The following is a 26438-nucleotide window of genomic DNA, read 5'->3' on the forward strand; positions in this document are numbered from 1 at the left end:
GCTCTGATATGTCCACTCAATTTGATTTTCGTGCTGCTGCTAAACAAGTTCTTGATATTGAAGTGACCGCACTTCAACAACTGGACCAGTATTTTGATGCGCAGTTTGAACAAGCTTGCGAATTGATTCTTTCCAATAATGGCAAAGTCGTTGTTATGGGGATGGGCAAATCAGGTCACATTGGCAACAAGATTGCTGCGACCCTTGCAAGTACAGGCACCTCCGCGTTTTTTGTTCACCCTGGTGAAGCTGCGCATGGTGACCTAGGAATGATCAGTGAAGGCGATATCGTCATTGCGATTTCTAACTCTGGTGAGTCTCACGAGATTTTATCTCTATTCCCAGTATTGAAACGTCTGAACATCAAAATTATCAGCATGACAGGCAAGCCTGAGTCGAACATGGCCAAATTGTCGGATATGCATTTGCAAATCACCGTTCCGCAAGAAGCCTGCCCACTTGGTCTTGCACCAACGAGCAGCACAACAGCAACTTTGGTCATGGGCGATGCTCTTGCCGTTGCCCTGCTTCAAGCTCGTGGTTTTTCTGCAGAAGACTTCGCTCTATCACACCCTGGTGGTGCGTTGGGAAGAAAATTGCTGCTCAAGCTGTCTGATATTATGCACTTTGGTAATGCACTACCAAAAGTTGCGCCAGATGCATTGATTCGCGACGCACTTCTTGAGATTTCAGAGAAAGGCTTAGGGATGACCGCGATTGTCGATGAGCACGATGCTATGCTTGGTATATTCACTGATGGTGACTTGCGTCGTACTTTGGATAAACGTATTGATATTCACACCACAGCAATCGGTGAAGTGATGACTCAAAACCCAACAACGGCTCATCCAGAAATGTTAGCTGTCGAGGGTTTGAATCTTATGCAAGATAAAAACATCAATGCTCTGATCTTGTGCGACAACAACAAGATTGTTGGTGCGCTGAATATGCACGATTTGTTGAAAGCGGGTGTGATGTAATCCATCCATCAACAAATGTTTACACAATTTGATTAACAGATTAAGGCAATGGTCAGGGAAGTACTGAGCTAAGATAAAGGCCTTTATTTTATGAGTTTTACTCGCCTTATTTATTTGCTCCTGATCTTCGTTGTCGCATGGTGTGGTTATTATTTGCTGACACCAAAAGGCGATGAAGATATACAGGTTGCACCTAATTTAGAACTGCCTATGTTCAGTGGTACTGGACTAGAAAATATCACTTATGGTGAAAATGGTGTCCGCAGTTACATCATTCGCTCCAACAGCTTGGATCATTACGCCAAGAGTGGAGATACGATTTTTAATAGCCCAACACTGATGGTTTACCGTGAAGGTAGCGTTGTTGAGTGGAAGGTCACTGCAACAAGAGCAGTACTTGATGAAGACCAGATCCTGACGTTATACGACAAAGTTCTCATGCAAAACTTATTGCCTGACGCAAGCTTTGACACCATGGCAACAGACAAGTTGGTCATCAACTTAAGCAATCGTGATTTTAAAGCCGACCAACAAGTAATGTTGGTTGGACCACAATTTGAAACTACCGGAGGCGCAATGCAAGGCAACTTAAAAGCCCACACTGCGACTCTGACAGATGAAGTTCAAGGTCGATATGAAACCGTTACACCTTAGCCTATTGGCATTGGTATTAGCAGCGCCACAAGCGTTGGCACTAAAGTCGGATACGCAACAGCCGGTTTACATTAATTCAGACACCCAGCAGGTGGACATGAAGAGTAACCAGGTGACCTTTAAAGGTGATGTATCTCTTAAGCAAGGTAGCATCAATATCGATGCTGACAGAATTGTTGTAACTCGTGACCCGAAAACGGAAGCGATCAAACAAATTCAAGCATTTGGTAAACCTGCCACTTTCTCTCAATTGATGGACGATGGTAAAACACTCAGTGGTCAAGCTACTGAATTGGATTACCGTATCTCTACTGACGAATTGACCATGAAAGGCCAAGCACAGCTAGCCCAAGACAGTAACACCATCAAGGGCTCATCAATTCGCTACCAAATTGGTCAACAGAAGCTTGTTGCTGACAGCTCGAAGAATGAGCGCGTTACCACCATCCTGCAACCGAACCAAATCGAGAACTAATATGGCAGTACTGAGCGCAAAGAATCTTGCTAAAAGCTACAAGAAACGCAAGGTCGTTACGGACGTGAGCCTCGAAGTCGAGTCTGGTCAAATTGTGGGACTGTTGGGTCCAAACGGCGCAGGTAAAACCACATCGTTTTACATGATTGTCGGCTTGGTACCTCGTGATGAAGGCATCATCACTATCGACGATCAAGACATCAGTATCCTACCGATGCACAGTCGCTCGCGCCTAGGTATCGGCTACTTGCCACAAGAAGCTTCCATATTCCGTAAGTTATCGGTTGAAGACAACATCATGGCCGTCCTAGAAACTCGCCAAGAGTTAACTCGAGAAGAGCGCCAAGATAAGCTGGAAGATTTATTGGAAGAATTCCACATACAGCACATACGCACCAGTGCGGGTATGGCACTATCAGGTGGTGAACGCCGCCGTGTAGAAATCGCTCGTGCATTGGCAGCAAACCCTCAGTTCATTTTGTTGGATGAACCGTTCGCGGGTGTTGACCCAATTTCGGTTAACGACATCAAAAAAATCATTGAACACTTGCGCGATCGTGGTCTTGGTGTGTTAATCACTGACCATAACGTTCGTGAAACCTTGGACGTTTGTGAAAAAGCCTATATCGTAAGTCAAGGACACCTTATTGCTTCAGGAACTCCGGATGAAGTTCTCAATAACGAGCAGGTGAAACAAGTTTATCTCGGTGAACAATTCCGTCTATGATTACATTAGGAACGGTAAGATTCTGAGCATTACAAGGTAAGTAACACTGAATGAAACCTTCATTACAACTCAAGCTAGGTCAACAGTTAGCCATGACGCCGCAGCTACAACAAGCGATTCGTTTGTTGCAATTGTCGACGCTCGACCTTCAACAGGAAATCCAAGAAGCCTTGGACTCCAACCCTTTATTGGAAGTTGAAGAAGGCCAAGAAGAACCTCAAGCAAATGGTGAAGACAAATCAGCACTCGATGCTGCAGACAACAGTGCCAATGAAACTGCCGAGATTGATGTTCCTGATAGCTCAGACGTGATTGAAAAATCTGAAATCAGCTCTGAGCTAGAAATCGACACCACTTGGGACGATGTGTACAGCGCGAACACTGGCAGTACAGGCTTAGCGCTTGATGACGATATGCCGGTCTATCAAGGTGAAACCACTGAATCGCTGCACGATTACCTAATGTGGCAGTTAGACTTAACGCCATTTAGCGAAACCGACCGCACCATCGCGTTAGCCATCATTGATGCGGTTGACGACTACGGTTACCTCACGCTCTCTCCAGAAGAAATTCATGAAAGCTTCGACAACGAAGATGTTGAACTTGATGAAATCGAAGCCGTTCGCAAACGCATTCAGCAATTTGACCCCCTTGGCGTTGCCTCTCGCAACCTTCAAGAATGTCTATTACTGCAATTAGCGACCTTCCCAGAAGATACACCGTGGCTCGCTGAAGCGAAAATGGTGCTGAGCGATCATATCGATCATCTTGGTAATCGCGATTACAAGCTCGTCATCAAAGAGACCAAACTGAAAGAAGCAGACCTACGTGAAGTGTTAAAGCTGATTCAGCAATTGGACCCTCGACCTGGCAGCCGTATTACTCCAGATGATACCGAATACGTTATTCCTGACGTTTCCGTTTTTAAAGATCATGGCAAATGGACGGTTTCCATTAATCCTGACAGCATCCCAAAACTGAAAGTAAATCAACAATATGCGCAACTGGGTAAAGGCAACAGTGCCGATAGCCAGTATATTCGCAGCAATTTGCAAGAGGCAAAATGGCTGATTAAGAGCCTAGAAAGCAGAAACGAGACGCTTCTCAAAGTTGCAAGATGTATTGTTGAACATCAACAAGATTTCTTCGAGTATGGTGAAGAAGCCATGAAACCAATGGTACTTAACGATGTAGCATTGGCAGTGGACATGCATGAATCCACGATTTCTCGTGTGACTACACAGAAGTTCATGCACACACCACGTGGCATTTTTGAATTGAAGTACTTCTTCTCTAGTCATGTCAGTACAGACAATGGCGGAGAATGTTCGTCCACAGCAATTCGCGCGCTCATCAAAAAGTTGGTCGCAGCGGAAAATACCGCTAAACCATTGAGTGACAGCAAGATTGCTGCTCTTCTGGCTGACCAAGGGATTCAAGTCGCAAGACGTACGATCGCGAAGTATCGTGAATCCTTGGGTATCGCCCCTTCAAGTCAGCGTAAACGCCTACTTTAAGGCACCAACTGAAAAGGAAAGTCTATGCAAATCAATATTCAAGGCCATCACGTTGATCTTACCGATTCAATGCAAGACTATGTTCAATCAAAGTTTCAGAAGCTCGATAGATTCTTCGACCATATAAACCAAATACAAGTTGTACTAAAAGTTGAAAAACTTAACCAAATCGCGGAAGCTACGCTTCACGTAAATCAGGGCGAAATCCACGCGTCATCGAATGACGAAAGTATGTATGCAGCAATTGATTCGCTGGTGGATAAATTAGTTCGTCAACTTAACAAGCACAAAGAAAAACTAAACAGTCATTAATCATGCAATTGAGCGAGATACTGTCACTGGACTGCACCAAAAGTGCAGTCCATTGTACAAGTAAGAAACGAGCCCTAGAGATGATCAGCCAAATTGTTGCTGAAAACACGGGCCAAGATTCAACCGAACTGTTTGAGTGTATGCTCAGCAGAGAAAAGATGGGTAGTACGGGTATCGGCAACGGTATTGCTATCCCTCACGCAAGAATGTCATCCAGCGATAAAGCTATTGCCGTATTACTTCAATGTGATGAAGCGATTGAGTTTGATGCGATCGACAACCGACCTGTAGACCTTCTCTTTGCGCTTCTGGTTCCAGAAGAACAGTGCAAAGAACACCTCAAAACACTATCCTCTATGGCTGAACGCTTGAGCGACAAGCAAGTGTTAAAAATGCTGCGCAAAGCTCAGAGCGATGAAGAACTCTACGACATTATGATTCATCAGTAATCGAGGCGATCACCATGCGATTAATTGTTGTTAGCGGGCACTCCGGTGCCGGGAAGAGTGTTGCCCTGCGCGTACTTGAGGACTTAGGGTATTACTGCGTAGACAACCTACCAGTTAACTTACTTGATGCGTTTGTAAAGTCGGTATCCGACAGTAAACAGAACGTTGCCGTAAGTATCGATATTCGAAATATCCCAAAGAAACTCAAAGAGCTGAACACCACTCTCGAAAAACTCAAAACTGAGTTAGACGTAACGGTGCTGTTCTTAGATGCGAACAAAGAGACCTTACTCAAACGCTACAGCGAAACCAGACGGATCCATCCGCTGTCGCTTGGCGCTCAATCCTTATCTCTTGATCAAGCCATTGAGTTAGAACACGAGATACTGATGCCCTTAAAAGCACACGCGGACTTAGTGCTCAACAGCAGTGGTCAATCCCTGCATGACTTGAGCGAAACCGTACGTATGCGCGTTGAAGGGCGAGATCGAAAAGATCTGGTGATGGTATTCGAATCCTTCGGTTTCAAATATGGACTACCCTCTGATGCCGATTACGTGTTTGATGTGCGCTTCTTGCCAAACCCGCATTGGGAACCAGCATTGCGCCCTCTTACAGGTCTAGATGCCCCGATTGGAGCCTTCCTAGAGCAACATCAATCTGTACTCGATCTTAAGTATCAAATTGAAAGTTTTATCGAGACTTGGTTGCCTCTGCTAGAAAAAAACAATCGCAGTTACTTAACTGTCGCGATTGGTTGTACTGGTGGTAAACATCGCTCAGTGTATCTCACGCAAAAAATTGGTGAGTTCTTCGCTGACAAAGGCCATCAGGTACAAATTCGCCACACTTCATTGGAAAAAAATGTTAAGGAATAACGGTGGAATTAAGTCGTAAGGTATTGATCCAAAACCGCTTAGGGCTTCACGCTCGCGCTGCGGTAAAACTGGTCGAACTGGCACAAAGCTACGATGCGATCATTACGATCGACAACGAAGAAGATAAAACAGCCACCGCTGATAGCGTTATGGGGCTATTAATGCTTGAGTCCGCCCAAGGGCAATACGTGACGATCCACGCCACTGGCGATCAATCAGAGCAAGCCCTTGATGCGGTTTGTCATTTGATTGAAGATAAGTTTGATGAAGGCGAGTGATTCACTCGCTTTTTTATTTTTAACACCCAAATATTCCACATCGCTTCCCCTTCCTACTTAAATTCCGATAAATAATTTTGTCGACTTTCATAAGTTGTTATTAAAAGGTGCCTAGAATTAAGTTATTATTCAAAGCATTGTAAATATCAGGAATTAGGGGGAATGAATGGCAGAGCAAATAGAATTCGACCAAGCTCACCAAGCCCTCCAAGAAGTCACAGAAGCGCTGGAAAACGGCCGCTTTGTCCATGTTCGTCGCCAATTGCAGGACATGGAACCTGAGGATATCGCCCACCTTTTAGAAGCCTCTCCACGTAAAAGTCGTGAAGTACTCTGGCAACTGACTGACCCAGAAGACTACGGTGAGATTCTTGACGAGCTAAACGAAGACGTCAAAGACAGTCTCGTGTCCAAAATGGCCCCAGAAGCGCTTGCAGAAGCGACGGAAGGCATGGACACTGATGATGTGGCTTACGTACTGCGTAGCTTGCCTGACGACGTCTCACGTGAAGTTCTATCCCAGATGGACACCGCTGACCGTCAACGAGTCGAAACGGCGCTATCCTACCCTGAGGATACCGCTGGCGGATTGATGAACACCGACGTAATCACCATTCGTGGTGATGTGGATGTGGACGTTGTCCTGCGCTACTTACGCATGAAAGGCGAACTGCCAGAAGCAACCGATGCGTTATACGTCATTGATGATGATAGTAAGCTGATTGGTGAACTGCCGATTACCACACTGATTACCACTCAACCTGATGTCAAAGTCAGTGCTGTGATGGAAGATGCCGACGATGCAATTACCGTAGATACCAGTGACTCTGATGTTGCTAGTCTATTTGAACGTCGTAACTGGGTATCTGCACCTGTGGTTGATGAAAACCAACATCTGGTTGGTCGTATCACCATCGATGACGTGGTCGATGTTATCCGTGAAGATGCCGAACACTCAATGATGAGTATGGCGGGTATGGATGACGATGAAGATACCTTCGCACCTGTCGTAAAATCCGCTCGTAAGCGCAGTATTTGGCTCGGTGCCAATGTACTTGCAGCGCTAGCGGCGGCCTCAGTATCCAACATGTTTGAAGCAACACTAGAGCAAATGGCGGCTATCGCCGTCTTGATGACCATTGTTCCATCGATGGGTGGCGTTGCGGGTAACCAAACGGTCGCTCTGGTGATCCGCGGTTTAGCGCTTGGTCATATTGGTGATTCAAACAAACGAGAACTATTGCTGAAAGAAGCCGCTATCGGCTTACTTAACGGCATCATGTGGGCACTGATCATCGGCGGTATCGTGGTTGCCTGGAAAGGAAACTGGATGCTTGGCGGTATCATCTCTGCGGCCATGTTGACCAACCTTTTTGTAGCAGGTGTTGCCGGCGTAACCATCCCTATTCTACTCAAGAAAATGAATATCGACCCAGCCTTGGCTGGCGGTATGGCACTGACCACGGTCACTGACGTGATTGGTTTGTCAGTCTTCTTAGGCCTCGCGACCCTGCTGATTTAATCTCATGTCATAAACTGCCATGAACAAGCAATAAAAAAGCCTGATGAGTACATCAGGCTTTTTTGCATCTAGCGGTTAGCGGGGTGATATTATTCGCCCGCAACCTTCATGGTATCAAGCAAGATAGAGCCGGTTTGGATTTGAGAACGCGTTTCCACATCGCTACCCACGGCAACAATTTGGTTGAACATGTCTTTTAGGTTACCCGCAATGGTAATTTCTGATACTGGGTATTGGATTTCACCATTTTCTACCCAGAAGCCAGCAGCACCACGAGAGTAATCACCTGTCACGACGTTCACGCCTTGGCCCATGGTTTCAGTTACCAGTAAACCTGTGCCAAGTTCTTTCAGCATTTGCTCGAAACTTTGTCCCGTCGACTTCACGTACCAGTTGTGGATACCACCAGCATGGCCAGTTGGGTCCATTTTCATTTTACGAGCCGCATAACTCGTTAGCAGGTAAGTCGCGAGTACACCATCGGTGATGATTTCTCGATCTTGCGTGTACACACCTTCACTATCAAATGGACTAGAAGCTAGGCCACGTAGGACATGTGGACGCTCTGAAATATTGAACCACTCTGGAAGTACTTGCTTGCCGAGGTGATCAAGTAAGAAAGAGGATTTACGGTACAGGTTACCACCGCTGATTGCCATCACTAGGTGGCCAATCAAACCTGTCGCTACGTCCGCAGCAAACATGACAGGGTACTTACCCGTTTTCAGCTTTTGAGCGTCTAAGCGACTGATGGTTTTTTCTGCAGCACTGCGGCCAACCACTTCAGGAGCCCAAAGATCGTCACGATGGCGAGCAACGGTGTAGCTGTAGTCACGCTCCATCTCACCATTTTTGCCTACACCAATCACACAACAGCTGGTACTGTGGCGACTTGACGCGTAGCTTGCCAACAAGCCATGGCTATTACCGTACACTTTGACGCCGTAATGACTGTCATAGCTCGCACCATCGCTTTGCTTAATCGCATCGCTGTAGTTAAGTGCTTCTTTTTCAGCGGCAATCGCAACTTGTGCTGCGTAATCTGGATCGGGTGCGTCTGGGTGGAAAAGGTCTAAATCAGGCACCTCTTTCACCATATATTCTTTCGGAGCTGGGCCCGCGAATGGATCTTCTGATGTGTATTGAGCGATGTCTAATGCTGCTAACACCGTTTGCTCGATAGCCGCTTCGCTCAAATCGGATGTGGAAGCACTGCCTTTACGTTGGCCACGGTAAACGGTAATACCCAGTGCGCCGTCGCTGTTGAATTCAACGTTTTCCACGTCACCCATGCGAGTGGAAACACTCAAACCCGTGCTCTTGGTAATTGCGACTTCAGCGGCATCAGACTTCGCCGCAGCGATTTCTAGTGCACGTGAAACGGCTTGTTCTAGCTCGGTACGTTGCTCAGCAACCTGCTGTTTAATATCCATTGTCTTTCACATCATGTATTCGATGTACAATAGAATAACAAGAATTTCGCTTTCTCCCCACGATTCTTGTTAAAATAGTCATAATATTAATCAAAACACAGGCAACTGAAATGGCACGTAAGAATCAAAAAGCGCCATGGGAACCAGAAGAAGAGATCATCTGGGTAAGTAAATCCGAGATGAAGCGCGACATGGAAGAGCTGCAAAAGCTTGGCGAAGAGCTTGTCGGCCTTAAGCCAGCAGCTCTCGAAAAGTTTCCATTGAGCGAAGACCTACGCGAAGCAATTGCTGATGCGCAGCGCTTTAAAAACGAAGCACGCCGTCGTCAACTGCAACGTATCGGTAAGTTAATGCGTTACGAAGATCCAGAGCCAATCCAAGCGGCACTAGACAAAGTTCGCAACAAACACTCGCAAGCAACAGCGGCACTACACAAGCTTGAAGCGCTGCGTGATCGTGTAGTCGAAGAGGGCGACAAAGCAATTGATGACGTTATGGAGCTTTATCCAGAAGCAGACCGTCAACGTCTACGCCAACTTGCTCGCCAAGCAGCGAAAGAGAAGAAGGCCGGTAAACCAGCAAAATCTTACCGTGAAATTTTCCAAATTCTAAAAGCCTTGAACGAAGAAGAAATCTAATTCAACGCTTAAGAACGCAAAAAGCAGACCTTTGTGTCTGCTTTTTTTATGCCTATTTTCTAGTATTACGCTAGACGATTGAGGTTATCACCACGATCAAACGCGTTAATATTCTCAATTAAAATCTCAGCTAAACGCTGTATCGAAGAATCACTTCCCCACGCAACATGCGGCGTTAGTAGCAAGTTAGGCAAATGCATATTCGCAATCAACGGGTTGCTTTCATCAGCGGGTTCTTGGGTAAAGACATCAAACCCAGCCCCAGCAATCTCACCTTGCTTTAACCCATCGACCAAAGCTTGCTCATCCACCAAGCCGCCACGTCCGGTATTAATCAAAATAGACGTTGGCTTCATCTGCTTAAGTTCCGCTTCACCAATCAAATTATGTGTCTCATCATTCAATGGACAATGTAGCGTGATGGCGTCCGCTTGATCCAACATCTCGGAAAAAGAAACATAGCCTTCTCGGCACTCCGTTACACCTTTACGTTCTGCAAACAACACATTCATACCCAATGCTTTTGCCAATTGTGCCGTTGCTTGACCTAATGCGCCGCTGCCAAGCACACCTAAGGTGCTGCCTGCAACATCTCCAATCGGATGCGTAAAGAAACAGAACTGCTTGTTGCGCTGCCATTCGCCAGCAGCGATATCTTGGTGATAACCAAACAAGTTACGACGCAAAGCAAACAGCATCGCGATAACGTGTTCTGGCACAGAGCGGGTCGCATAGCCACGCACGTTGGTAACCGCGATGTTGTGCTCGGCGCAATAGTTTACATCGACGTTATTAAAGCCCGTTGCCGCGACGGCAATCATCTTGAGGTGAGGAAGTTGAATGAGAACAGATTGGTCGAGCACCACCTTGTTGCTGATCACGATATCCGCATCAGCAAGACGCTCAACAACTTGCTCAGAAGAAGTCAGATCGTATTCCACCCAATCATGGGCAAAGCTTGGACGAGGTATTTGAATTTGGGCTGGGATGGTCGCTCGGTCGAGGAAGACCACTTTAGGCAGTGACATAACAACTCCTTGTTCACTGCCTAAAGATGAATTTATGGACGTGGCAGTGTTTTGTAATCTGGTAATTTACGCGCTGGGTTGAAATAGTCAAAGATCATCTCTTCCGCTTCCAGGTAAAAATCACAAGGAACAAAAATACTGCGCAACCAATCGGTTTTCGGGTGGTAAAAGCTCAGCTCTGCGGCGTGCAACTCTAGACGTTCAGAGAAGGCTTTTGCTTCTTCTGTTGCGTAGAACTCATCACCCACAATTGGGTGACCTGACGCTTGCATATGAACACGCAATTGGTGTGAGCGGCCTGTAATCGGCAATAAACGCACAATCGTCGTCTTTGAACCATCAGGGTGTTCTTCTCGCTTCGCTACTTGGAAGATCGTCCTAGAGGGTTTGCCATCTTCAAAGCATACTTTCTGCAGAGGACGATTCGGCCAATCACAAATCAAAGGCAGATCGATCTCGCCCTCTTCTTGTTCAATATGGCCCCAAACACGTGCGTAGTAGATTTTATGCGTCAATCGGTATTGAAACTGTTTTTTTAACGCACTTTCTGCACGCTTGTTTTTAGCAAGAACCATTAAGCCAGAAGTGCACATATCTAAACGATGCACGACTTGAATGTCTGGATATTGCTCGGTTAAGCGACTCCACATGCTGTCATAGTGCTCAGCAAGACGCCCCGGCACAGAAAGCAAACCAGATGGCTTGTTTACCGCCAAAATTTGCTCATCTTCAAAAACGACATCAAACCAAGGGTCGGTTGGTGGATTGTACTCAAGCATTGCCATGGGCAGGATCTCTACAGAATAAAAACGCGCTGATTATACCCAAGAGATGCAAAGATGCATGCAGAAAAATCGCTTAAATCCTGCCTCTTTTTACCATCGATATAACTTTTAGAAATAACAAAAACAACCAAGTCAATAACGAAGAGAAAAATCAAAAAAAATCACTTCGTAAATATAAATTGACAAGCTGAGCGGTAATGTTATTTATAAGCACTAGTTGACACAAAAAGGACAATAATAAATGGAATCCGCAGTATCCGATCAACCCCAATCCAAAGTCTCGCAATTCTTCCGCTCTCTTGGCCCTGGTATTCTCATGGCCTCTGCCGCCGTCGGTGGTTCTCACCTTGTTGCATCCACCAAAGCTGGGGCTATCTACGGCTGGCAACTTGCGGCGCTCATCCTGCTGGTAAACCTTTTTAAATACCCATTCTTCCGAGCAGGCGTGCAGTACACCATGGGCACTGGTAAAACGTTGGTTGAAGGCTATGCCAAACTTGGTCGCCCATACTTGTGGTTGTTCTTATTCCTCAGTTCCGTTTCTGCGGTCATCAACACAGCAGCACTGTTGATGTTCAGTGCGAGCTTGTTGGGCTATTTCATTCCATTTTCTTTGTCGATGGCATCACTCAGTGTCATTGTTTTGGTAACATGTTTAGTGATTTTATTCGCCGGCCACTACAAAGCACTGGATACACTTTCAAAAGTCATTATGACGGTCTTAACGATAGCGACGCTACTTGCGGTTGCGATAGCGTTTGGAAACCCTGTAGAGCCTGTTGCGAACTTTGAATCCCCTTCTCCGTGGTCAATTGCTGCCATCGGCTTTATCGTTGTGACCATGGGCTGGATGCCTGCTCCAATCGAGATCTCTTGTTTAACGTCTGCGTGGCTAAAGCGCCAAACTAGCCAACAAGAAGTTACGGCAAAATCTGCCCTGTTTGATTTCAACGTCGGCTACATTGGTACTGCGGTATTGGCTTTGGTGTTTGTATCACTAGGTGCGTTGATGCTGCACGGTTCAGGTATTGAGCTTAAGAGCTCCGGCGTAGGCTTCTCCCATCAGCTTGTTGGCTTGTACGCCTCAACCATTGGTGAATGGTCACGTTACCTGATTGCTGTGATTGCGTTCTTTTGTATCTTCGGCAGCACCATTACGGTAATTGACGGCTACTCGCGTGTGATTTCAGACTCTCAACGGTTGCTGCGTTCACAACCAGAAACCGATCCAACAGCGACGTCGGCCATCATGCTTATTGTTTCTCTATGTGCTTTAGGTATCGTTGTTTTCTGGGCTTCAGCACTATTACCGATGTTGAACTTTGCCATGGTATTGGCGTTTATGACGACGCCATTCTTCGCGCTTTTAAACTATATTCTAGTGAGTAAAACCGACTTGCCTAAGCCATTGGCGCTGGGTCGTAAATTGAAGTGGTTGTCGATTGCTGGTTTGATTTACTTATTCGGCTTCTTAGCGCTATTCATTTGGTGGAAGTGGTTGATGTAATCAGCTGTGAGCAATCAACTGAGCTTATGAGATAAAAGCTCAGATAAAGAAAAAGGTCTTCAATTGAAGACCTTTTTTCGTTTGTATGGACGCTGATTAGTTGTGGCTGACGACAATTAAACGTAGCGAATCTAGCTGAACCTGAGCTTGGTTGATATAACCTGTTAGCTCTTTGATTTGTTCTTCAATCGCTTCAATTTCTTCGTCACGGATGTTCGGGTTAACCGCTTTCAGTGCTTGTAGGCGCTCAAGCTCTGCATTCAAGCTTTGTTGCATGTCTTGCTGTGCTTGCTTGCGAATCTCTTCCACTTTCTGCTCAACCAATGCGTCACCCGCTTCGATGAGGCTGTGGATGTCTTTCTGTACTGATGTCACTAGCTTGCTGCCTAGGTGACGGTTTACTGGGCTAAGCTGACGGTTGAAACCTTCAAACTCAACCTGAGAAGACAGATCATTACCACGACCGTCCATCATCATGCGGATTGGCGTCTTCGGTAGGAAACGCGTAATACCGCTGCGTTTTGGTGCTTGCGCATCCACCGCGTAAACCAACTCAAGCAAGATAGTGCCCACTGGTAGCGCTTTGTTCTTCAGCAAAGAAACCGCTGACGTACCCACACCTTCGCTCATCAGCAGATCGATACCGCCTTGAATCATTGGGTGTTCCCAACTGATGAAGTGCATGTCTTCGCGAGACAGCGCGGTATCGCGGTCAAACGTGATTGTCGCGCCTTCGTATGGCAAACCTGGGTAGCTTGGCACCATCATGTGCTCAGATGGAGTTACAATCAGTGCGTTTTCACCCTTGTCGTCTTGGTTCAGACCGATGGTATCGAACAGAGACAACGCGAATGTCACTAGGTTTGTATCGCCATCCGTCGATGCGATTTTCTCAACGATCTGCTGCGCTTTGTCGCCGCCGTTTGAGTGCATTTCTAGCAGGCGGTCACGACCTTGCTCAAGTTGTGATTTCAGCTCTTTGTTCATCTTCGCTGATTCTTCAATCACTTCATCAAGGCTTGAAACATCACCAGATGCCAGCATTTCAATCAGTGCATCAGAGTACTTATCGTAAACCGCGCGACCTGTTGGACACGTTTCAGCAAACGCGTTCAGACCTTCATCGAACCAACGCGCAAGGATCGCTTGTGAAGTACCTTTTAAGTAAGGTACGTGGATGTCGATGTCACGCTTCTGACCGATACGGTCCAGACGGCCAATACGTTGCTCTAACAAGTCAGGGTTGAATGGCAAATCGAACATCACAAGCTGGTTAGCAAACTGGAAGTTACGACCTTCTGAGCCGATTTCGCTACAGATAAGAACCTGCGCGCCACCCTCTTCTTGTGCGAAGTAAGCCGCTGCTTTATCACGCTCAAGAATCGACATACCTTCGTGGAATACGGTTGCACGAATACCTTCACGCTCACGCAATGCTTGCTCAAGTTGCAACGCAGTGCTTGCACGAGAAGCAATAACCAATACTTTATCGCTGCGCTTCTCTTTTACTTTTTCAAGTAACCAGTTCACACGTGAGTCGAACTGCCACCAGCTTGAATCTTCGCCTTCAAATTCTTGGAAGATTTCTTCTGGGTAAAGGTTCTTCACCGCGCGCGCTTCTGGTGTCATCTTGCCACCGATCATGCCTGATACACGCATTGATGTGGTATACTGCTGCGGAATATCCATTGGCATAAGATGCACGTTACGCTTCGGGAAACCTTTGATTGCAGCACGTGTGTTACGGAACAGCACTCGACCTGTACCGTGACGGTCCATCAGGTTGTCGATCAGTTCTTGGCGTGCTGACGCTTTCGCTTCTTCATCACTGTCGCTTTCGATAATACGGAATAGCGGCTCAACGTCCTGCTCAGAAAGCAGTTCTGTAATTTGGTTTTTCGCTTCGTCTGGCAGTTTCTCACCAGAGAATAGCGACGTGATAGCATCCGCAACAGGTGCGTATTGCTCTTCTTCTTCAACAAACGCTTCATAATCGTAGAAACGATCTGGATCTAGAAGACGTAGACGAGCGAAATGGCTCTCACGACCTAGCTGCTCTGGCGTTGCGGTAAGCAGTAACACACCCGCTGTGCGTTCTGCCAAGCCTTCTACCACTTGGTATTCGCGGCTTGGTTTGTCTTGGCTCCACTCTAGATGGTGCGCCTCATCGACAACCAATAGATCCCACTCACCTTCAAGCGCTTGTTCAAAACGCTTACGGCTCTTACGTAGGAAATCCAGTGAACACAGTACGTATTGCTGCGTATCAAATGGGTTTTCTGCTTCTGCAAAAGCTTCAATACAGCGCTCTTCATCGAAGATAGAGAAGTGCAGGTTGAAACGACGCATCATCTCAACGAGCCACTGGTGTTGCAGTGTCTCTGGTACCACGATAAGAATACGCTCGGCACGACCCGCCAGTACTTGCTGGTGGATGATCATGCCCGCTTCGATGGTTTTACCAAGACCCACTTCATCCGCTAGCAATACGCGAGGCGCGTGACGGCGACCGACTTCGTGTGCAATGTACAGCTGGTGAGGGATCAAACCTGCACGCATGCCACACAGACCACGCATTGGGCTCTTGTGTTGTTCAAATTGGTTTTGTAGCGCACGGTAGCGAAGTACAAAGTTGTCCATGCGGTCGATTTGACCTGCGTACAACTTGTCTTGCGGTTTGTTAAAACGAATGTGGTTGCTTAGGAAGATTTCACGCAACACGATCGCCGTTTCTTGCGTGTCTTCACGAGTACCGAAATAGGTGTATAAACCTTCATCTTCCAGTACTTCTTCAACTTTTAATGACCAACCTTCTTGGCAATCGATGACATCACCGACGTTGAACGTTACTCGGGTAACTGGTGCATCGTTACGTGCGTAAACTCGGTTTTCCTCTGATGCTGCAAACATCAATGTCACAGTACGAGCATCCATTGCCACTACGGTACCTAAACCTAAATCGCTTTCCGTATCGCTAATCCAGCGCTGCCCCAAAGCAAATGTCATGAATTGACTACCTCGTTGTTGTTTCTTGTTGGTCTCTACCCATCCCGATGGGCATGGATATTAGTTTAGATCTGATTCTGGCTTCTGCTATGCCAATCGTGCTTGTCATGCCACTTTGTGCTGTGCATTTTTAAGCCAGCTGAACATGATAAATCGGACGTAGCCTATACGCAGAAAAAGGTCGCTAATCTTACTTGAAGCTGTGATTTAGGTCACGTCGAAACCGCCCAGAGGGCAAACTTTTTTTCCTGAATTAGGAATGCAATCAAATTGTAAAAAACTCATGACAATTATTAGGTTGTAAGAAGTAAATTTTACGTATACTTCTATTGAGGGCGCTTAGAGTCATCGTGCATGATTTGAGCGCATTAAGTACACGATTAGGATCAACACGGGTTTGCAGTAAGTTGTCTTGCTACTCGGTTGCGCACTAACCGACATTGCCCGACAACCTCTATTGCAAGCAATCAGAGTTAGGAAGTCTGTTCCTTCTTAACTACTAGCCAGCAAAGCCGCGCTGCGGCAAGGAGACGCTATGGGCGATACCGATCGGAAACTGTTTGTACTCGATACCAACATTCTTCTTCATGAACCCTTCGCCATCTTCTCTTTCCAAGAACACGATGTCGTCATCCCTATGACTGTGTTGGAAGAACTCGATCGAATCAAAGACAGCAAGCGTGATGTTGCACGAGATGCACGCGTTGCGATTCGCGCTTTGGAGGATTTATTTAGAGAAGCCACGCCAGATGAAATCTCAGAAGGCATTCCCGTTTCTAAAGACAACCCAAGCCAAGGCACCATCTCTATTTTGGCGGACTTCGAATTGCAGGAAACCGTCAAAGCCTTCGCCGACAAAGCCGGTGATAACCGCATACTCAATGCGGTGCTTTATCTGCAAAACAAACGCGCACCACGCGAAGTTGTGCTCGTAACCAAAGACATCAACATGCGTTTGCGAGCCAAAGGTGCTGGCGTACGTTTCGTTGAAGACTATCGTACGGATCAGCTGATTGATGATATCCAATACCTCACCAAAGGCTTTCAGCAACGTGAAGGCGAATTTTGGAGTGGTGTGGATGAGGTGGAAAGCTACGCGCTGGGTGGAAAAACGTTCCATAAACTCAGCCGCGAACCGTTCGACCCGACCTTTATTAATCAATACGTGATTGATGAAGAGAGTGATTTTGTAGGTCGAGTAGAAACCATCAATGAGGATAAGCTCACCTTACTCGACCTCAGCCGTGAGCGCATGATGCATCGCCGCGCTTGGGACATTACACCGAAAAATATCTATCAAGGCATGGCGATGGATGCCCTGCTCGATCCAGATATTGACTTGGTGATTCTGACCGGTGCCGCCGGTAGTGGTAAGACACTGCTCGCAATGGCAGCGGCATTGGAACAAACCATTGAAAAAGGCATGTTCGATAAGATCATCGTAACACGGAACACGCCAGACATTGGGGAGTCGATTGGTTTCTTACCGGGATCGGAAGAAGAGAAAATGATGCCTTGGTTAGCAGCGGTGACCGATACCTTGGAAGCGCTGCACAAGAACGACCATTGCACCGAAGGCTCGATGAAGTACATCTGTGATAAAGCCAACATTCAGTTTAAGTCGATTAACTTTATGCGTGGCCGCTCTATCCAGAACGCCTTTGTCCTGCTCGATGAGTGTCAAAACTTAACCGCTTCACAAATCAAAACCATCATCACCCGTTGTGGTGAAGGCACTAAGATTGTGTGTTCGGGTAACTTGGCACAGATTGACTCTCACTACCTAACCCCAGTGACGTCAGGTCTGACGTATATGGTTGAACGTTTCAAGAACTTTGAAGGCAGCGCCAATATTCACCTAAATGGTGTGGTGCGAAGTCGCTTAGCAGAGTTTGCGGAAGAGAACCTATAGCGAATCATCTCCCCCTAAAACCAAAAGAGCGCTCAATGAGCGCTCTTTTTAATTCTGCTTCAGATGAAGTTTATTCAGTACCACCAACGGTGATGGAATCGAGCTTCAATGTAGGCTGACCAACGCCAACCGGTACGCTTTGACCCGCCTTGCCACACACGCCAACACCTCTGTCGATGCTTAGGTCGTTACCAACCATAGAAACTTGCTGCATCGCTTCAATGCCAGAGCCAATCAGCGTTGCGCCTTTCACTGGACGAGTGATTTTGCCATCTTCAATCAAGTACGCTTCTGATGCTGAGAATACGAACTTACCAGAAGTGATGTCCACCTGACCGCCACCGAAGTTTGGTGCGTACAGACCTTTCTTCACCGTGGAGATGATCTCTTCTGGTGTGTGCTCACCCGGTAGCATGTAAGTGTTAGTCATACGTGGCATTGGTAGATGCGCATAAGACTCACGGCGACCGTTACCTGTTGGGTTTACACCCATTAGACGTGCGTTTAGCTTGTCTTGCATGTAGCCTTTTAGAACGCCATTTTCGATAAGCGTGTTGTATTGACCGTTCACACCTTCATCATCGACGTTCAATGAGCCGCGTAGGTCTTTTAGCGTGCCATCATCCACGATAGTACAAAGTGGAGACGTCACTTGCTCACCCATCTTGCCAGAGAACACTGACGATTCTTTACGGTTGAAGTCGCCTTCTAAACCGTGGCCTACCGCTTCGTGCAGCAATACGCCCGGCCAGCCAGAACCAAGTACCACAGGCATCATGCCTGCAGGTGCTGCTTCTGCTTCTAAATTCACTAGCGCCATACGAATCGCTTCATCAGCGAATTGGAATGCTTGTTTCACGCCATTCGTTTCAGATAGGAAGAAGTCGTAACCGAAACGACCACCGCCACCAGCGCTACCGCGTTCGCGGCGATCGCCTTTTTCAGCAAGAACACTGATTGAAAGACGAACAAGCGGGCGAATGTCACCAGCGTAAGTACCGTCGGTTGCAGCAACCAACATTTGCTCATGCACACCACTGATGCTGATCGATACTTCTTTGATCATTGGCTCTTTGGTACGAATGTACGCATCTAAAGACAATAGCAGTTCGGTCTTTTGTTGCTTTTCCCAGCTTGCTAGTGGATTTACCGCATCGTAGTAAGCTTGGTTATCAGAACGTTTGAATGCGTGCACTTTGCCATTTTGGCCTTGCTGCGCAATACCACGCGCGGCAATCGCACTTTGCTTCAAACCGTCTAGTTGAATTTGGTCTGAATAGGCGAAACCGGTTTTCTCGCCTGTGACTGCTCGTACACCGACACCACAATCAATATTGAAAGAGCCATCTTTAATGATGCTGTCTTCTAGAACCAGAGACTCGTGCCAGCTGGACTGAAAGTAAATGTCCGCATAATCGATCTGGCGCGTCGCAATGCTCGCTAGTGTGTCAGCGATGTCTTGCTCTGTCAGACCGTTTGGGGCAAGGAGTGCCTGTTCTATTTGGTTTATGCTCATAGTTAGCTCTTTTATTTCCGTTTCAATTCATTTTGAAAGCGACTGTGTTGAGTCAGCGGCATATTCTGCCTTACTTGCTGGTTGTGTGACAAATCTATCTCCGCCACCAGCAATCCTACTTGGTCATTCAATTGTTGGTGAACGCGCCCCCAAGGGTCAATCACCATAGAATGCCCCCAAGTTTGGCGACCACATGGATGTGTCCCCGTTTGTCCGCAGGCTAGAATCCAACATTGGGTTTCAATCGCACGCGCTCGAAGTAGTACTTCCCAATGCGCTTGCCCCGTCACCGCGGTAAACGCAGCGGGCACAACAATAACTTGTGCTCCTGCTAAGCGTAACGCTTTAAACAATTCAGGAAAGCGTACGTCGTAGCAAATACTTAAGCCTACCGTACCAATATTGGTCTCTGCCGTCACGATACGATTACCTGCACTAAAGGTATCCGACTCACGATAGCTACCATGCCCATCGGCGACATCCACGTCAAACATATGCAGCTTATCGTAATGAGCAATGCACTCGCCTTGCGGTGAGAAAACCAATGTCGTGGTAGTCACACCTTGTTCAGTGCGAATCGGCATGCTGCCGACTATTAGAGTTAATTGATTGCGTTGTGCGATCTCAGATAAACACCGCTGAATAGGACCGTCACCCAAAGTTTCTGCGTTCTGGTGATAAGCCTCTCGGTTGGCAAACTGCGTAGCGTTTTCTGGTGTCACAACCAGCTTCACACCTTGCTCAGCTGCCAATGCACATTGCTTGGCAATGAAGTCCAGATTCTCCTCGATATCTGGACCCGATGTCATTTGAATGATGCCAACACGTTCCATGTATTCAATTCCTTGTTCGTCAGAAGACTGACCGCGCAATTACTTCGCTTGCTCACGCAGTTTTTCTGGCAACTTGTATTCACCTTTGCTTCGTGAAATCTCTTTTACGGTAGGTGAATCCAGAGGACCTTTCACTTCGTAATTTACCTGCGTGAAGACTTCCACCACAGGAGAGATAACGGTCGAAATCGCCAGTACGTACAGCGCGGTTTGAGGTGCTACTGCAAAGGCGGTCAGCATTGGAATACCCGAAGTGATGTCTGGTGTGAAGTTCACTTCCGCATCTACCAAGCGTGTGTTCATGTCAGCAATACCGCGAATCTTCATCTCTCCAGCTAATGCATCCATCACAATATCGTTGGTGATAAACACGCCATCTTGGATCTTGCCTGTCCCCGAGATTGAGTTGAATGCCATCCCTTTATCGAATACGTCAGTAAAGTCGAGCTGCATCTTACGAATGATAGAATCGAGACTAAAAAGCCCCAGCAATCGCGCTGCACCACTGACTTCAGTGATCACACCTTTACCAAACTCAGTAGACACATCACCTTGCAAGCTTTGTGTCTTCATCGACCAAGGTGCGCCATCCCAATCTAGGTTGGCATTAATTTCAAACGGCGCTTGTTGGATACCGGAAGTAATCCCAAATCGCTCCATCAAGTCACTGTTGTTTTCACCCTTCACTTTCATGGTCAGGTTTGAATGACTTCGCTCTTTCGTCAGTTCCCACCATCCGCTCATGTCAACACGGTTTTGACCACTACTGAAGTTAACATTTTTCCATTCGAGGCGGTTGTTAGCACGCTCGACGTCCACATTTACCTTACCGACCTTGTAACCTTGCAACCAAAAATCATCAATGCTCAAGGTTAAGTTTGGCATCTCTGTATGGAACTTGCGGTCAAAGTTTGAGATGAGCGGCGCGGCTTGGTCTTCACTGGCAAACAGAGAACTGCGTTCTTTGGTCATCTCATCAAAGCCAGGAATATACAAATGCAAATGATCTAAAGAGACAGATAAGTCAGAAGGTTTGAGGTAATTTGCTTTGCCCTTCACCTCTTGGCTGTCTACTTCTAATTGCCAACTCGAGTTCTTTTTACGTGCATTCAAATCCACATCATGGAACTCAATTCCACCAAGCTCTAAGTTCTGCACATCCATGTTAATGCGCGTCGGCAGTGGAATGGTTGGCGTCTTCATGCTCGATAGTACAGATTGAGTTTTGCTTTGCGGCACATGCATAAGATCAGCCCAACGATCTAAGCTCAGGTCATCCAAACGAATCGAGGCATTGTGTCCAACGACTGGGCTAATTTTAAAACCACCATTACCTAAAACCAGGTGCGTTGCCGTCAATTCCGGCACATCTCCTGAAATATCAATTTCAGTTTGGTATTTCGCATTTGGTATTTCTAAACGAGCAGAGATACTCTCTTGGTTGCCCGATGCTTGTAGTTTAGCTTGTCCTTTTTCGCCGCGCTTTTTCGCTAACGGGTAAGGATAATCACTCACAAGCTGACTAAGCTGCGCCAAAACGTCTACCTGATACGTAAAGCCTACGTCATTGAGTTGCAAGTCGATGTCCATTTGCCAAGGCGCATGACCAGAAACGAGGCTCAACCAGCGCTCACCAAGATAAGGCTTAAGTGGGCCGACTTCCCAATCACCTAAGGTGTTGATAGTCACGTTGTAGCCTTGTTCGGCATTCTCACCACGAAAATCAAGTGAAATAGGCTGTTTCAACAGTTCGGCCGACAAGCCAGAAGTGGTCACAACGTCGTTATCAAACTTGATACGGCCCGTCGCGTTTTCTAACGTCATCGGCGGCGCATCAATATCAACACGGTTGTTTTTAAGATCGGCGTAACCCCAAGCACGCGCGTCTTTCTCGGAGTCAAATGGGATATTGAGTTGGAACTCTGAATAAACAGGACCACTCACTTGCAATGCCGTCAAAGCCGCACCAACTGAATCGACGAGAGGGGTTGCCATCATGTAATCACGAACTTCATTGCCCGGCGCACTAGCCTTGGCTTCGATTTCGATGTGACCACCTTCAGCAAGCTCAGGAATACGTCCTGTAATTCGCTTAGCTTTGACACCATTTAACGTCGCAGACTTCGAGTCCAAATACATGGCATCGTTTTCGAACAGCAAATCTAACTGTAGATTGGTGATGGTTGGCCACGCCGTGTCAAAACTGAATTTCGCATTCTTCAATCCAACCCAAGCTTGGAACATACCGTTGTGTTCTTTGTATGGGAAATCACCAAGCTCACCATACCAAAGCAGTTTTGCAGTATTGACCTTACCACCTTGAATTGCGGTAGATAGGTAGTCGGTCAGGTCTTGCCCAAGCGCAAGAGTTGGCAGATAACGCCAAGTTTCACCCGCGTTGTAGAGGTCAGCTTCGGCATAAAACGATAGGAATGGGCTTTGATCTTTCGGGAAATCAAGACGGAACGCGCCAAGTACCTGTAAGTCAGGTGTCGCTGCAGTCACTTTATCTGACCACAAACGCCAACCGCTCTCGTCTTGCTGCCAAATAATGTCCACCTGACCTTGTTTGATATTCAGTGGCGCTTGGAAAACATCACCGTATGGAAAAACATCATCAATCACGGTAACTTTGGCTTTCGCCTGATTTAAGTCACCAGCTACAGTACCTTGCACGTGGTTAAAGCCCGGCAATAACTCCCATTGGGTTAAGCCTAATTGGTCTAGCTCGGCAGAGTAGCGCAGGGTATCAAGCCCACCGCTCATTGAAAGACGAATGTCTTCCACTCGTCCTTTGGGTGCGAGTTTGTTAAGCAATTCACTCGTGGATTCCGACTCTGGCGCTAACTTGATTAATGGCGTCAATGCTTCAATATCAAGTTGAGACAGATTAAGTAACCAACCATCCGGCTGCCAATCAAACGCGACGTCTAACTCTGGCCAAGGTCGGTCATCAGTGCGGATTTGCAGTGAGTGACCATTTACTTTCCAACCATCTTTGTCTGGGGAAAGCTTAAAAATGCCTGATTCAAGCAATAAGTCATGACGACCATTTTCATTCCAAACCAGCTCAGATGGCTGCAATTCAACATAGGCATAATTCGGCTGGCTGTGTTTTAGAGTGAGCCATGTATTCAGGCTCACCTTGCCCGATTCCACACCTGATTCATCACGCATGTAAGTGGTTAACCAAGGTGTGACAGAAAGGTCTTGTGCACTCACATAGAATTCACCTGAAACATCGCGTAGTGAACCATGATCTTTGAAGTTGGCACGCACTAACAAAGCATTCAAACTCGCATCCGCAATGCTTACGGTTCCTTCTGCTAAATGGTGTTTGCCATCGTTACTCCAACGAAGCTGCTCTATGTCTAAGCGGCGCGTTTCGCCAGAGACAGATTTGTACCAAATGCGCGAGTCCGTAATGGTAAAATCTTCAAATTGACGTAACAGCAATGAATCGAGTTGGTCGATTAATTTGCTTTCATTTTTACTGGCATTCGCTTGCGGTTCTTTGCCTTCTGATTTGGACAGAAGATCGACGGTACGAATATCTAAAGCCAAGTCGTCGATTGTCAAATCTGCGACCACAGGTCGAAACTTGAAAATCGATTGGATCAAATCAAATTCGATATGAATTTCATCAACGGCAAAACGTGCGTCTTGGTTATTCGGCAAATTCGCCTCTAAACCTTGCAACGAAATCGAGGGGTGGCTATTACGCCAAGAACCAGCAACGCTGGTGATAGAAAAGTCAAAACCTGTGCCTTGCTTGACCCAGGTTTTGATCTCATCTTGGAAGTGGTTAAGTTGTGGCAATGCTACGCGCAGGGTAGTTACTAGTATGGCTAAAAGAACCAACAGAGTAACCAAGCTCCACGCGCAGAAGCGCCCGAAACGGTTAAAACCAGAATTCACAAATTTTCCAATTACATCATCACGACGTCAAACTGCTCCTGAATGTACAGGTGTTCAGCTTGAATACGAACTTGCTTACCAATAAATACTTCGAGTTCAGCGAGCGCATGGGACTCATCGCCCAACAGCGTTTCCGCGACAAATGGCGATGCGTACACAACAAAGTTGTCTGCATCATAAGCGCGGTTCACTCGGGTGATTTCACGCAGAATCTCGTAACACACGGTTTCGACAGTCTTCACGCTGCCACGACCTTCACAAGTAGGACAGCTAGAACACAAGATATGTTCAATACTTTCACGCGTACGCTTACGTGTCATCTCTACTAACCCTAGCTGAGTAAAGCCATTGATGTTAGTTTTCACACGGTCTTTTGAAAGAGCACCTTCTAAAGAGGTAAGTACACGCTTACGGTGTTCATCCGATGCCATATCGATAAAGTCGATAATGATGATACCACCAAGGTTGCGCAGACGAAGTTGACGTGCGATTGCTTGTGTCGCTTCAACGTTCGTATTGAAGATGGTTTCTTCTAGATTGCGACGACCAACAAACGCGCCAGTATTGATGTCGACAGTAGTCATAGCTTCGGTTTGATCGATGATCAGGTAGCCGCCAGATTTAAGCTCAACTTTGCGTTCCAGAGAGCGTTGGATTTCGTTCTCTGTGTCGTACATATCGAAGATTGGCTTATCACCTTCATACAGCTCAAGCTTATCAGTCAACTCTGGCACATATTCAGACGTAAACTCTTTCAGGTTCTCGTATTCAAGGCGAGAGTCGACCATGATTTTGTCAAGCTCAGTGCCAACAAAATCACGCAAGATACGCTGTGCTAAACCTAGCTCACCGTACAAGGTAGAACGGGTTTTGTACTTAGAGCGACGCTCCATGACTTTCTGCCATAAACGCTTCAAAAATGCCGCGTCTTGAGAAAGTTCTTTTTCGTCTGCGCCTTCTGCTGCGGTACGTATAATGAAACCGCCGTGTTCATCACAGTAGTGATTAACCACTTTCTTCAAACGCTCACGCTCTGTTTCACTTTCAATACGCTGAGACACACCAACGTGGCTCGCTCCCGGCATAAAGACAAGGTAACGAGAAGGAAGAGTGATGTCTGTTGTCAGACGTGCGCCTTTGGTACCAAGTGGATCTTTCACCACTTGCACAACAATATCCTGGCCTTGGCGAACCAACTCAGAAATATCACGCACTTGGAATTGTTGTTTTTCGTTCTCTGCGACACATTCCGTGTGAGGAACGATGTCTGACGCGTGCAAAAATGCCGCTTTATCCAGACCAATATCGACAAACGCCGCTTGCATGCCTGGCAATACACGGCTTACTTTGCCTTTGTAAATATTGCCAACAATGCCACGGCGTGATTCTCGTTCTATATGAACTTCTTGTAGTACTCCACCTTCAATCATGGCCACGCGAGTTTCACTCGGGGTCACGTTTAGCAGCAATTCTGCACTCATGTGCACACCTCAAAACAATTATAAAAATTCTTGAATTAGCTGATCGGTTTCGAACAAAGGTAAGCCTACTACGGCGTGATAACTGCCTTCGATTCGGGTGACGAAACGCCCTCCGAGTCCTTGAATACCATAACTTCCAGCTTTATCGCATGGTTCACCTGACTGCCAGTATCGTTCTATTTCTTCATGAGTCAGTGGTTTGAACCACACGTCAGTGATAACGACCACTGAGTGTTGTTGTTCTGATGATACGACGCTCACAGCGGTCATCACTTGATGCTGACGACCCGATAAATTACTGAGCATACGTTTTGAATCTTCAAAACTTTTTGGTTTTTCTAGTACTTGGTTATCGCATACCACTACGGTATCAGAGCCTAATATAACGGAATCAGGCTTAGCCATCGCTAAGCCTGCTTGAGCTTTTTCCAGAGAGAGTCGCAAAACGTAGTCTTGTGCTTGCTCGTGATCTTGTTTGGCTTCCTCTATATCAGGAAGCACAATATCAAAATCATAACCTAACTGAGCAAGCAGCTCTTTTCTTCTCGGAGAACCCGATGCGAGAACGAGGGATAAGCCCTTTTTCACA

Annotated in this window: 22 protein-coding genes; 13 read left to right on the forward strand and 9 right to left on the reverse strand. The window is 46.7% G+C overall.

Going from position 1 to position 26438, the window contains the following annotated elements; all coding sequences use genetic code 11:
• Window positions 1–8: 8 nt before the first annotated feature.
• From kdsD to mgtE, 10 genes are all read left to right on the forward strand, one after another.
• Window positions 9–980 carry an arabinose-5-phosphate isomerase KdsD gene (kdsD, locus tag L1076_RS23885; protein WP_039975700.1) on the forward strand — a complete coding sequence of 324 codons (972 nt, stop codon included), beginning with the start codon at window positions 9–11 and terminating at the stop codon, window positions 978–980.
• Between the two features lie 90 nt (window positions 981–1070).
• On the forward strand, window positions 1071–1634 hold the full coding sequence (gene lptC / locus L1076_RS23890) for an LPS export ABC transporter periplasmic protein LptC (protein WP_038864505.1): 564 nt from the start codon (window positions 1071–1073) through the stop codon (window positions 1632–1634).
• Entirely contained in the window at window positions 1615–2109 is a 495-nt protein-coding gene (lptA, locus tag L1076_RS23895) for a lipopolysaccharide transport periplasmic protein LptA (protein ID WP_237304623.1), read from the forward strand. Before lptC ends, lptA begins: the two co-directional genes overlap by 20 nt.
• A 1-nt stretch (window position 2110) precedes the next feature.
• Complete coding sequence (gene lptB, locus L1076_RS23900) at window positions 2111–2836, forward strand: LPS export ABC transporter ATP-binding protein (protein ID WP_038864508.1); 726 nt, start codon at window positions 2111–2113, stop codon at window positions 2834–2836.
• 50 nt (window positions 2837–2886) lie between these two features.
• Window positions 2887–4353 carry an RNA polymerase factor sigma-54 gene (locus L1076_RS23905; RefSeq protein WP_039975699.1) on the forward strand — a complete coding sequence of 489 codons (1467 nt, stop codon included), beginning with the start codon at window positions 2887–2889 and terminating at the stop codon, window positions 4351–4353.
• A 24-nt stretch (window positions 4354–4377) separates the two neighbouring features.
• A complete protein-coding gene (gene hpf / locus L1076_RS23910; protein ID WP_045465378.1) occupies window positions 4378–4665 on the forward strand; it encodes a ribosome hibernation promoting factor in 288 nt (95 codons plus the stop codon).
• Between the two features lie 2 nt (window positions 4666–4667).
• Window positions 4668–5114: a PTS IIA-like nitrogen regulatory protein PtsN gene (ptsN, locus tag L1076_RS23915; protein WP_038864515.1), complete on the forward strand. Its 447-nt coding sequence runs from the start codon at window positions 4668–4670 to the stop codon at window positions 5112–5114.
• 14 nt (window positions 5115–5128) lie between these two features.
• Entirely contained in the window at window positions 5129–5992 is an 864-nt protein-coding gene (rapZ, locus tag L1076_RS23920) for an RNase adapter RapZ (RefSeq protein WP_038864517.1), read from the forward strand.
• 2 nt (window positions 5993–5994) lie between these two features.
• A complete protein-coding gene (locus L1076_RS23925) occupies window positions 5995–6270 on the forward strand; it encodes an HPr family phosphocarrier protein (RefSeq protein ID WP_038879700.1) in 276 nt (91 codons plus the stop codon).
• Between the two features lie 166 nt (window positions 6271–6436).
• On the forward strand, window positions 6437–7792 hold the full coding sequence (gene mgtE / locus L1076_RS23930) for a magnesium transporter (protein WP_038864521.1): 1356 nt from the start codon (window positions 6437–6439) through the stop codon (window positions 7790–7792).
• Between the two features lie 89 nt (window positions 7793–7881).
• On the opposite strand, the gene pmbA is transcribed toward mgtE, so the two are convergent.
• Entirely contained in the window at window positions 7882–9225 is a 1344-nt protein-coding gene (gene pmbA / locus L1076_RS23935; RefSeq protein WP_038864524.1) for a metalloprotease PmbA, read from the reverse strand.
• Between the two features lie 110 nt (window positions 9226–9335).
• Here pmbA and yjgA point away from each other — a divergent pair, with 110 nt between their 5' ends.
• The gene (gene yjgA / locus L1076_RS23940; protein ID WP_038864526.1) at window positions 9336–9863 is read left to right on the forward strand and encodes a ribosome biogenesis factor YjgA; all 528 of its coding nucleotides are present in this window, start codon (window positions 9336–9338) and stop codon (window positions 9861–9863) included.
• A gap of 65 nt (window positions 9864–9928) precedes the next feature.
• On the opposite strand, the gene L1076_RS23945 is transcribed toward yjgA, so the two are convergent.
• Together L1076_RS23945 and L1076_RS23950 are read right to left on the reverse strand one after the other, a co-directional pair.
• Window positions 9929–10891 carry a D-2-hydroxyacid dehydrogenase gene (locus L1076_RS23945; protein WP_237304624.1) on the reverse strand — a complete coding sequence of 321 codons (963 nt, stop codon included), beginning with the start codon at window positions 10889–10891 and terminating at the stop codon, window positions 9929–9931.
• A gap of 32 nt (window positions 10892–10923) precedes the next feature.
• Window positions 10924–11676, reverse strand: coding sequence for a pseudouridine synthase (locus tag L1076_RS23950; RefSeq protein WP_237304625.1), 753 nt, complete (start codon window positions 11674–11676; stop codon window positions 10924–10926).
• Window positions 11677–11917: 241 nt separating this feature from the next.
• On the opposite strand from L1076_RS23950, the gene L1076_RS23955 reads away from it, so the two are divergent.
• Window positions 11918–13183: a divalent metal cation transporter gene (locus L1076_RS23955; RefSeq protein ID WP_045408562.1), complete on the forward strand. Its 1266-nt coding sequence runs from the start codon at window positions 11918–11920 to the stop codon at window positions 13181–13183.
• A gap of 96 nt (window positions 13184–13279) precedes the next feature.
• On the opposite strand, the gene rapA is transcribed toward L1076_RS23955, so the two are convergent.
• Window positions 13280–16189 carry an RNA polymerase-associated protein RapA gene (gene rapA / locus L1076_RS23960; protein ID WP_038864536.1) on the reverse strand — a complete coding sequence of 970 codons (2910 nt, stop codon included), beginning with the start codon at window positions 16187–16189 and terminating at the stop codon, window positions 13280–13282.
• Between the two features lie 535 nt (window positions 16190–16724).
• On the opposite strand from rapA, the gene L1076_RS23965 reads away from it, so the two are divergent.
• On the forward strand, window positions 16725–18101 hold the full coding sequence (locus L1076_RS23965) for a PhoH family protein (protein ID WP_038879704.1): 1377 nt from the start codon (window positions 16725–16727) through the stop codon (window positions 18099–18101).
• 70 nt (window positions 18102–18171) lie between these two features.
• Here L1076_RS23965 and tldD read toward each other — a convergent pair whose 3' ends face one another.
• From tldD to L1076_RS23990, 5 genes are read right to left on the reverse strand one after another with little or no spacing between them, the layout of a single operon-like run.
• Complete coding sequence (gene tldD, locus L1076_RS23970) at window positions 18172–19617, reverse strand: metalloprotease TldD (RefSeq protein ID WP_005438159.1); 1446 nt, start codon at window positions 19615–19617, stop codon at window positions 18172–18174.
• An 11-nt stretch (window positions 19618–19628) separates the two neighbouring features.
• Window positions 19629–20450 (reverse strand): carbon-nitrogen hydrolase family protein, encoded by an 822-nt coding sequence (locus L1076_RS23975; RefSeq protein ID WP_237304626.1) that lies wholly within the window; start codon window positions 20448–20450, stop codon window positions 19629–19631.
• 39 nt (window positions 20451–20489) lie between these two features.
• Complete coding sequence (locus L1076_RS23980) at window positions 20490–24368, reverse strand: YhdP family protein (protein ID WP_237304627.1); 3879 nt, start codon at window positions 24366–24368, stop codon at window positions 20490–20492.
• A gap of 11 nt (window positions 24369–24379) precedes the next feature.
• Window positions 24380–25849: a ribonuclease G gene (gene rng, locus L1076_RS23985; RefSeq protein ID WP_039975690.1), complete on the reverse strand. Its 1470-nt coding sequence runs from the start codon at window positions 25847–25849 to the stop codon at window positions 24380–24382.
• An 18-nt stretch (window positions 25850–25867) separates the two neighbouring features.
• Window positions 25868–26437, reverse strand: a complete 570-nt coding sequence (locus L1076_RS23990; protein ID WP_038864549.1) for a Maf family protein — start codon at window positions 26435–26437, stop codon at window positions 25868–25870.
• Between the last annotated feature and the right edge of the window lies 1 nt (window position 26438).

It is taken from the genome of Vibrio sp. MMG023 (assembly GCF_021654215.1).
Taxonomy (GTDB): domain Bacteria; phylum Pseudomonadota; class Gammaproteobacteria; order Enterobacterales; family Vibrionaceae; genus Vibrio; species Vibrio jasicida.

What these genes read in the sequence shown, in the direction of transcription:
- kdsD (WP_039975700.1), top strand. Translation starts at nt 9, where the DNA reads ATGTCCACTCAATTTGATTTTCGTGCTGCTGCTAAACAAGTTCTTGAT.
- lptC (WP_038864505.1), top strand. Translation starts at nt 1,071, where the DNA reads ATGAGTTTTACTCGCCTTATTTATTTGCTCCTGATCTTCGTTGTCGCA.
- lptA (WP_237304623.1), top strand. Translation starts at nt 1,615, where the DNA reads ATGAAACCGTTACACCTTAGCCTATTGGCATTGGTATTAGCAGCGCCA.
- lptB (WP_038864508.1), top strand. Translation starts at nt 2,111, where the DNA reads ATGGCAGTACTGAGCGCAAAGAATCTTGCTAAAAGCTACAAGAAACGC.
- L1076_RS23905 (WP_039975699.1), top strand. Translation starts at nt 2,887, where the DNA reads ATGAAACCTTCATTACAACTCAAGCTAGGTCAACAGTTAGCCATGACG.
- hpf (WP_045465378.1), top strand. Translation starts at nt 4,378, where the DNA reads ATGCAAATCAATATTCAAGGCCATCACGTTGATCTTACCGATTCAATG.
- ptsN (WP_038864515.1), top strand. Translation starts at nt 4,668, where the DNA reads ATGCAATTGAGCGAGATACTGTCACTGGACTGCACCAAAAGTGCAGTC.
- rapZ (WP_038864517.1), top strand. Translation starts at nt 5,129, where the DNA reads ATGCGATTAATTGTTGTTAGCGGGCACTCCGGTGCCGGGAAGAGTGTT.
- mgtE (WP_038864521.1), top strand. Translation starts at nt 6,437, where the DNA reads ATGGCAGAGCAAATAGAATTCGACCAAGCTCACCAAGCCCTCCAAGAA.
- pmbA (WP_038864524.1), bottom strand. Translation starts at nt 9,225, where the DNA reads ATGGATATTAAACAGCAGGTTGCTGAGCAACGTACCGAGCTAGAACAA.
- yjgA (WP_038864526.1), top strand. Translation starts at nt 9,336, where the DNA reads ATGGCACGTAAGAATCAAAAAGCGCCATGGGAACCAGAAGAAGAGATC.
- L1076_RS23945 (WP_237304624.1), bottom strand. Translation starts at nt 10,891, where the DNA reads ATGTCACTGCCTAAAGTGGTCTTCCTCGACCGAGCGACCATCCCAGCC.
- L1076_RS23950 (WP_237304625.1), bottom strand. Translation starts at nt 11,676, where the DNA reads ATGGCAATGCTTGAGTACAATCCACCAACCGACCCTTGGTTTGATGTC.
- L1076_RS23955 (WP_045408562.1), top strand. Translation starts at nt 11,918, where the DNA reads ATGGAATCCGCAGTATCCGATCAACCCCAATCCAAAGTCTCGCAATTC.
- rapA (WP_038864536.1), bottom strand. Translation starts at nt 16,189, where the DNA reads ATGACATTTGCTTTGGGGCAGCGCTGGATTAGCGATACGGAAAGCGAT.
- L1076_RS23965 (WP_038879704.1), top strand. Translation starts at nt 16,725, where the DNA reads ATGGGCGATACCGATCGGAAACTGTTTGTACTCGATACCAACATTCTT.
- tldD (WP_005438159.1), bottom strand. Translation starts at nt 19,617, where the DNA reads ATGAGCATAAACCAAATAGAACAGGCACTCCTTGCCCCAAACGGTCTG.
- L1076_RS23975 (WP_237304626.1), bottom strand. Translation starts at nt 20,450, where the DNA reads ATGGAACGTGTTGGCATCATTCAAATGACATCGGGTCCAGATATCGAG.
- rng (WP_039975690.1), bottom strand. Translation starts at nt 25,849, where the DNA reads ATGAGTGCAGAATTGCTGCTAAACGTGACCCCGAGTGAAACTCGCGTG.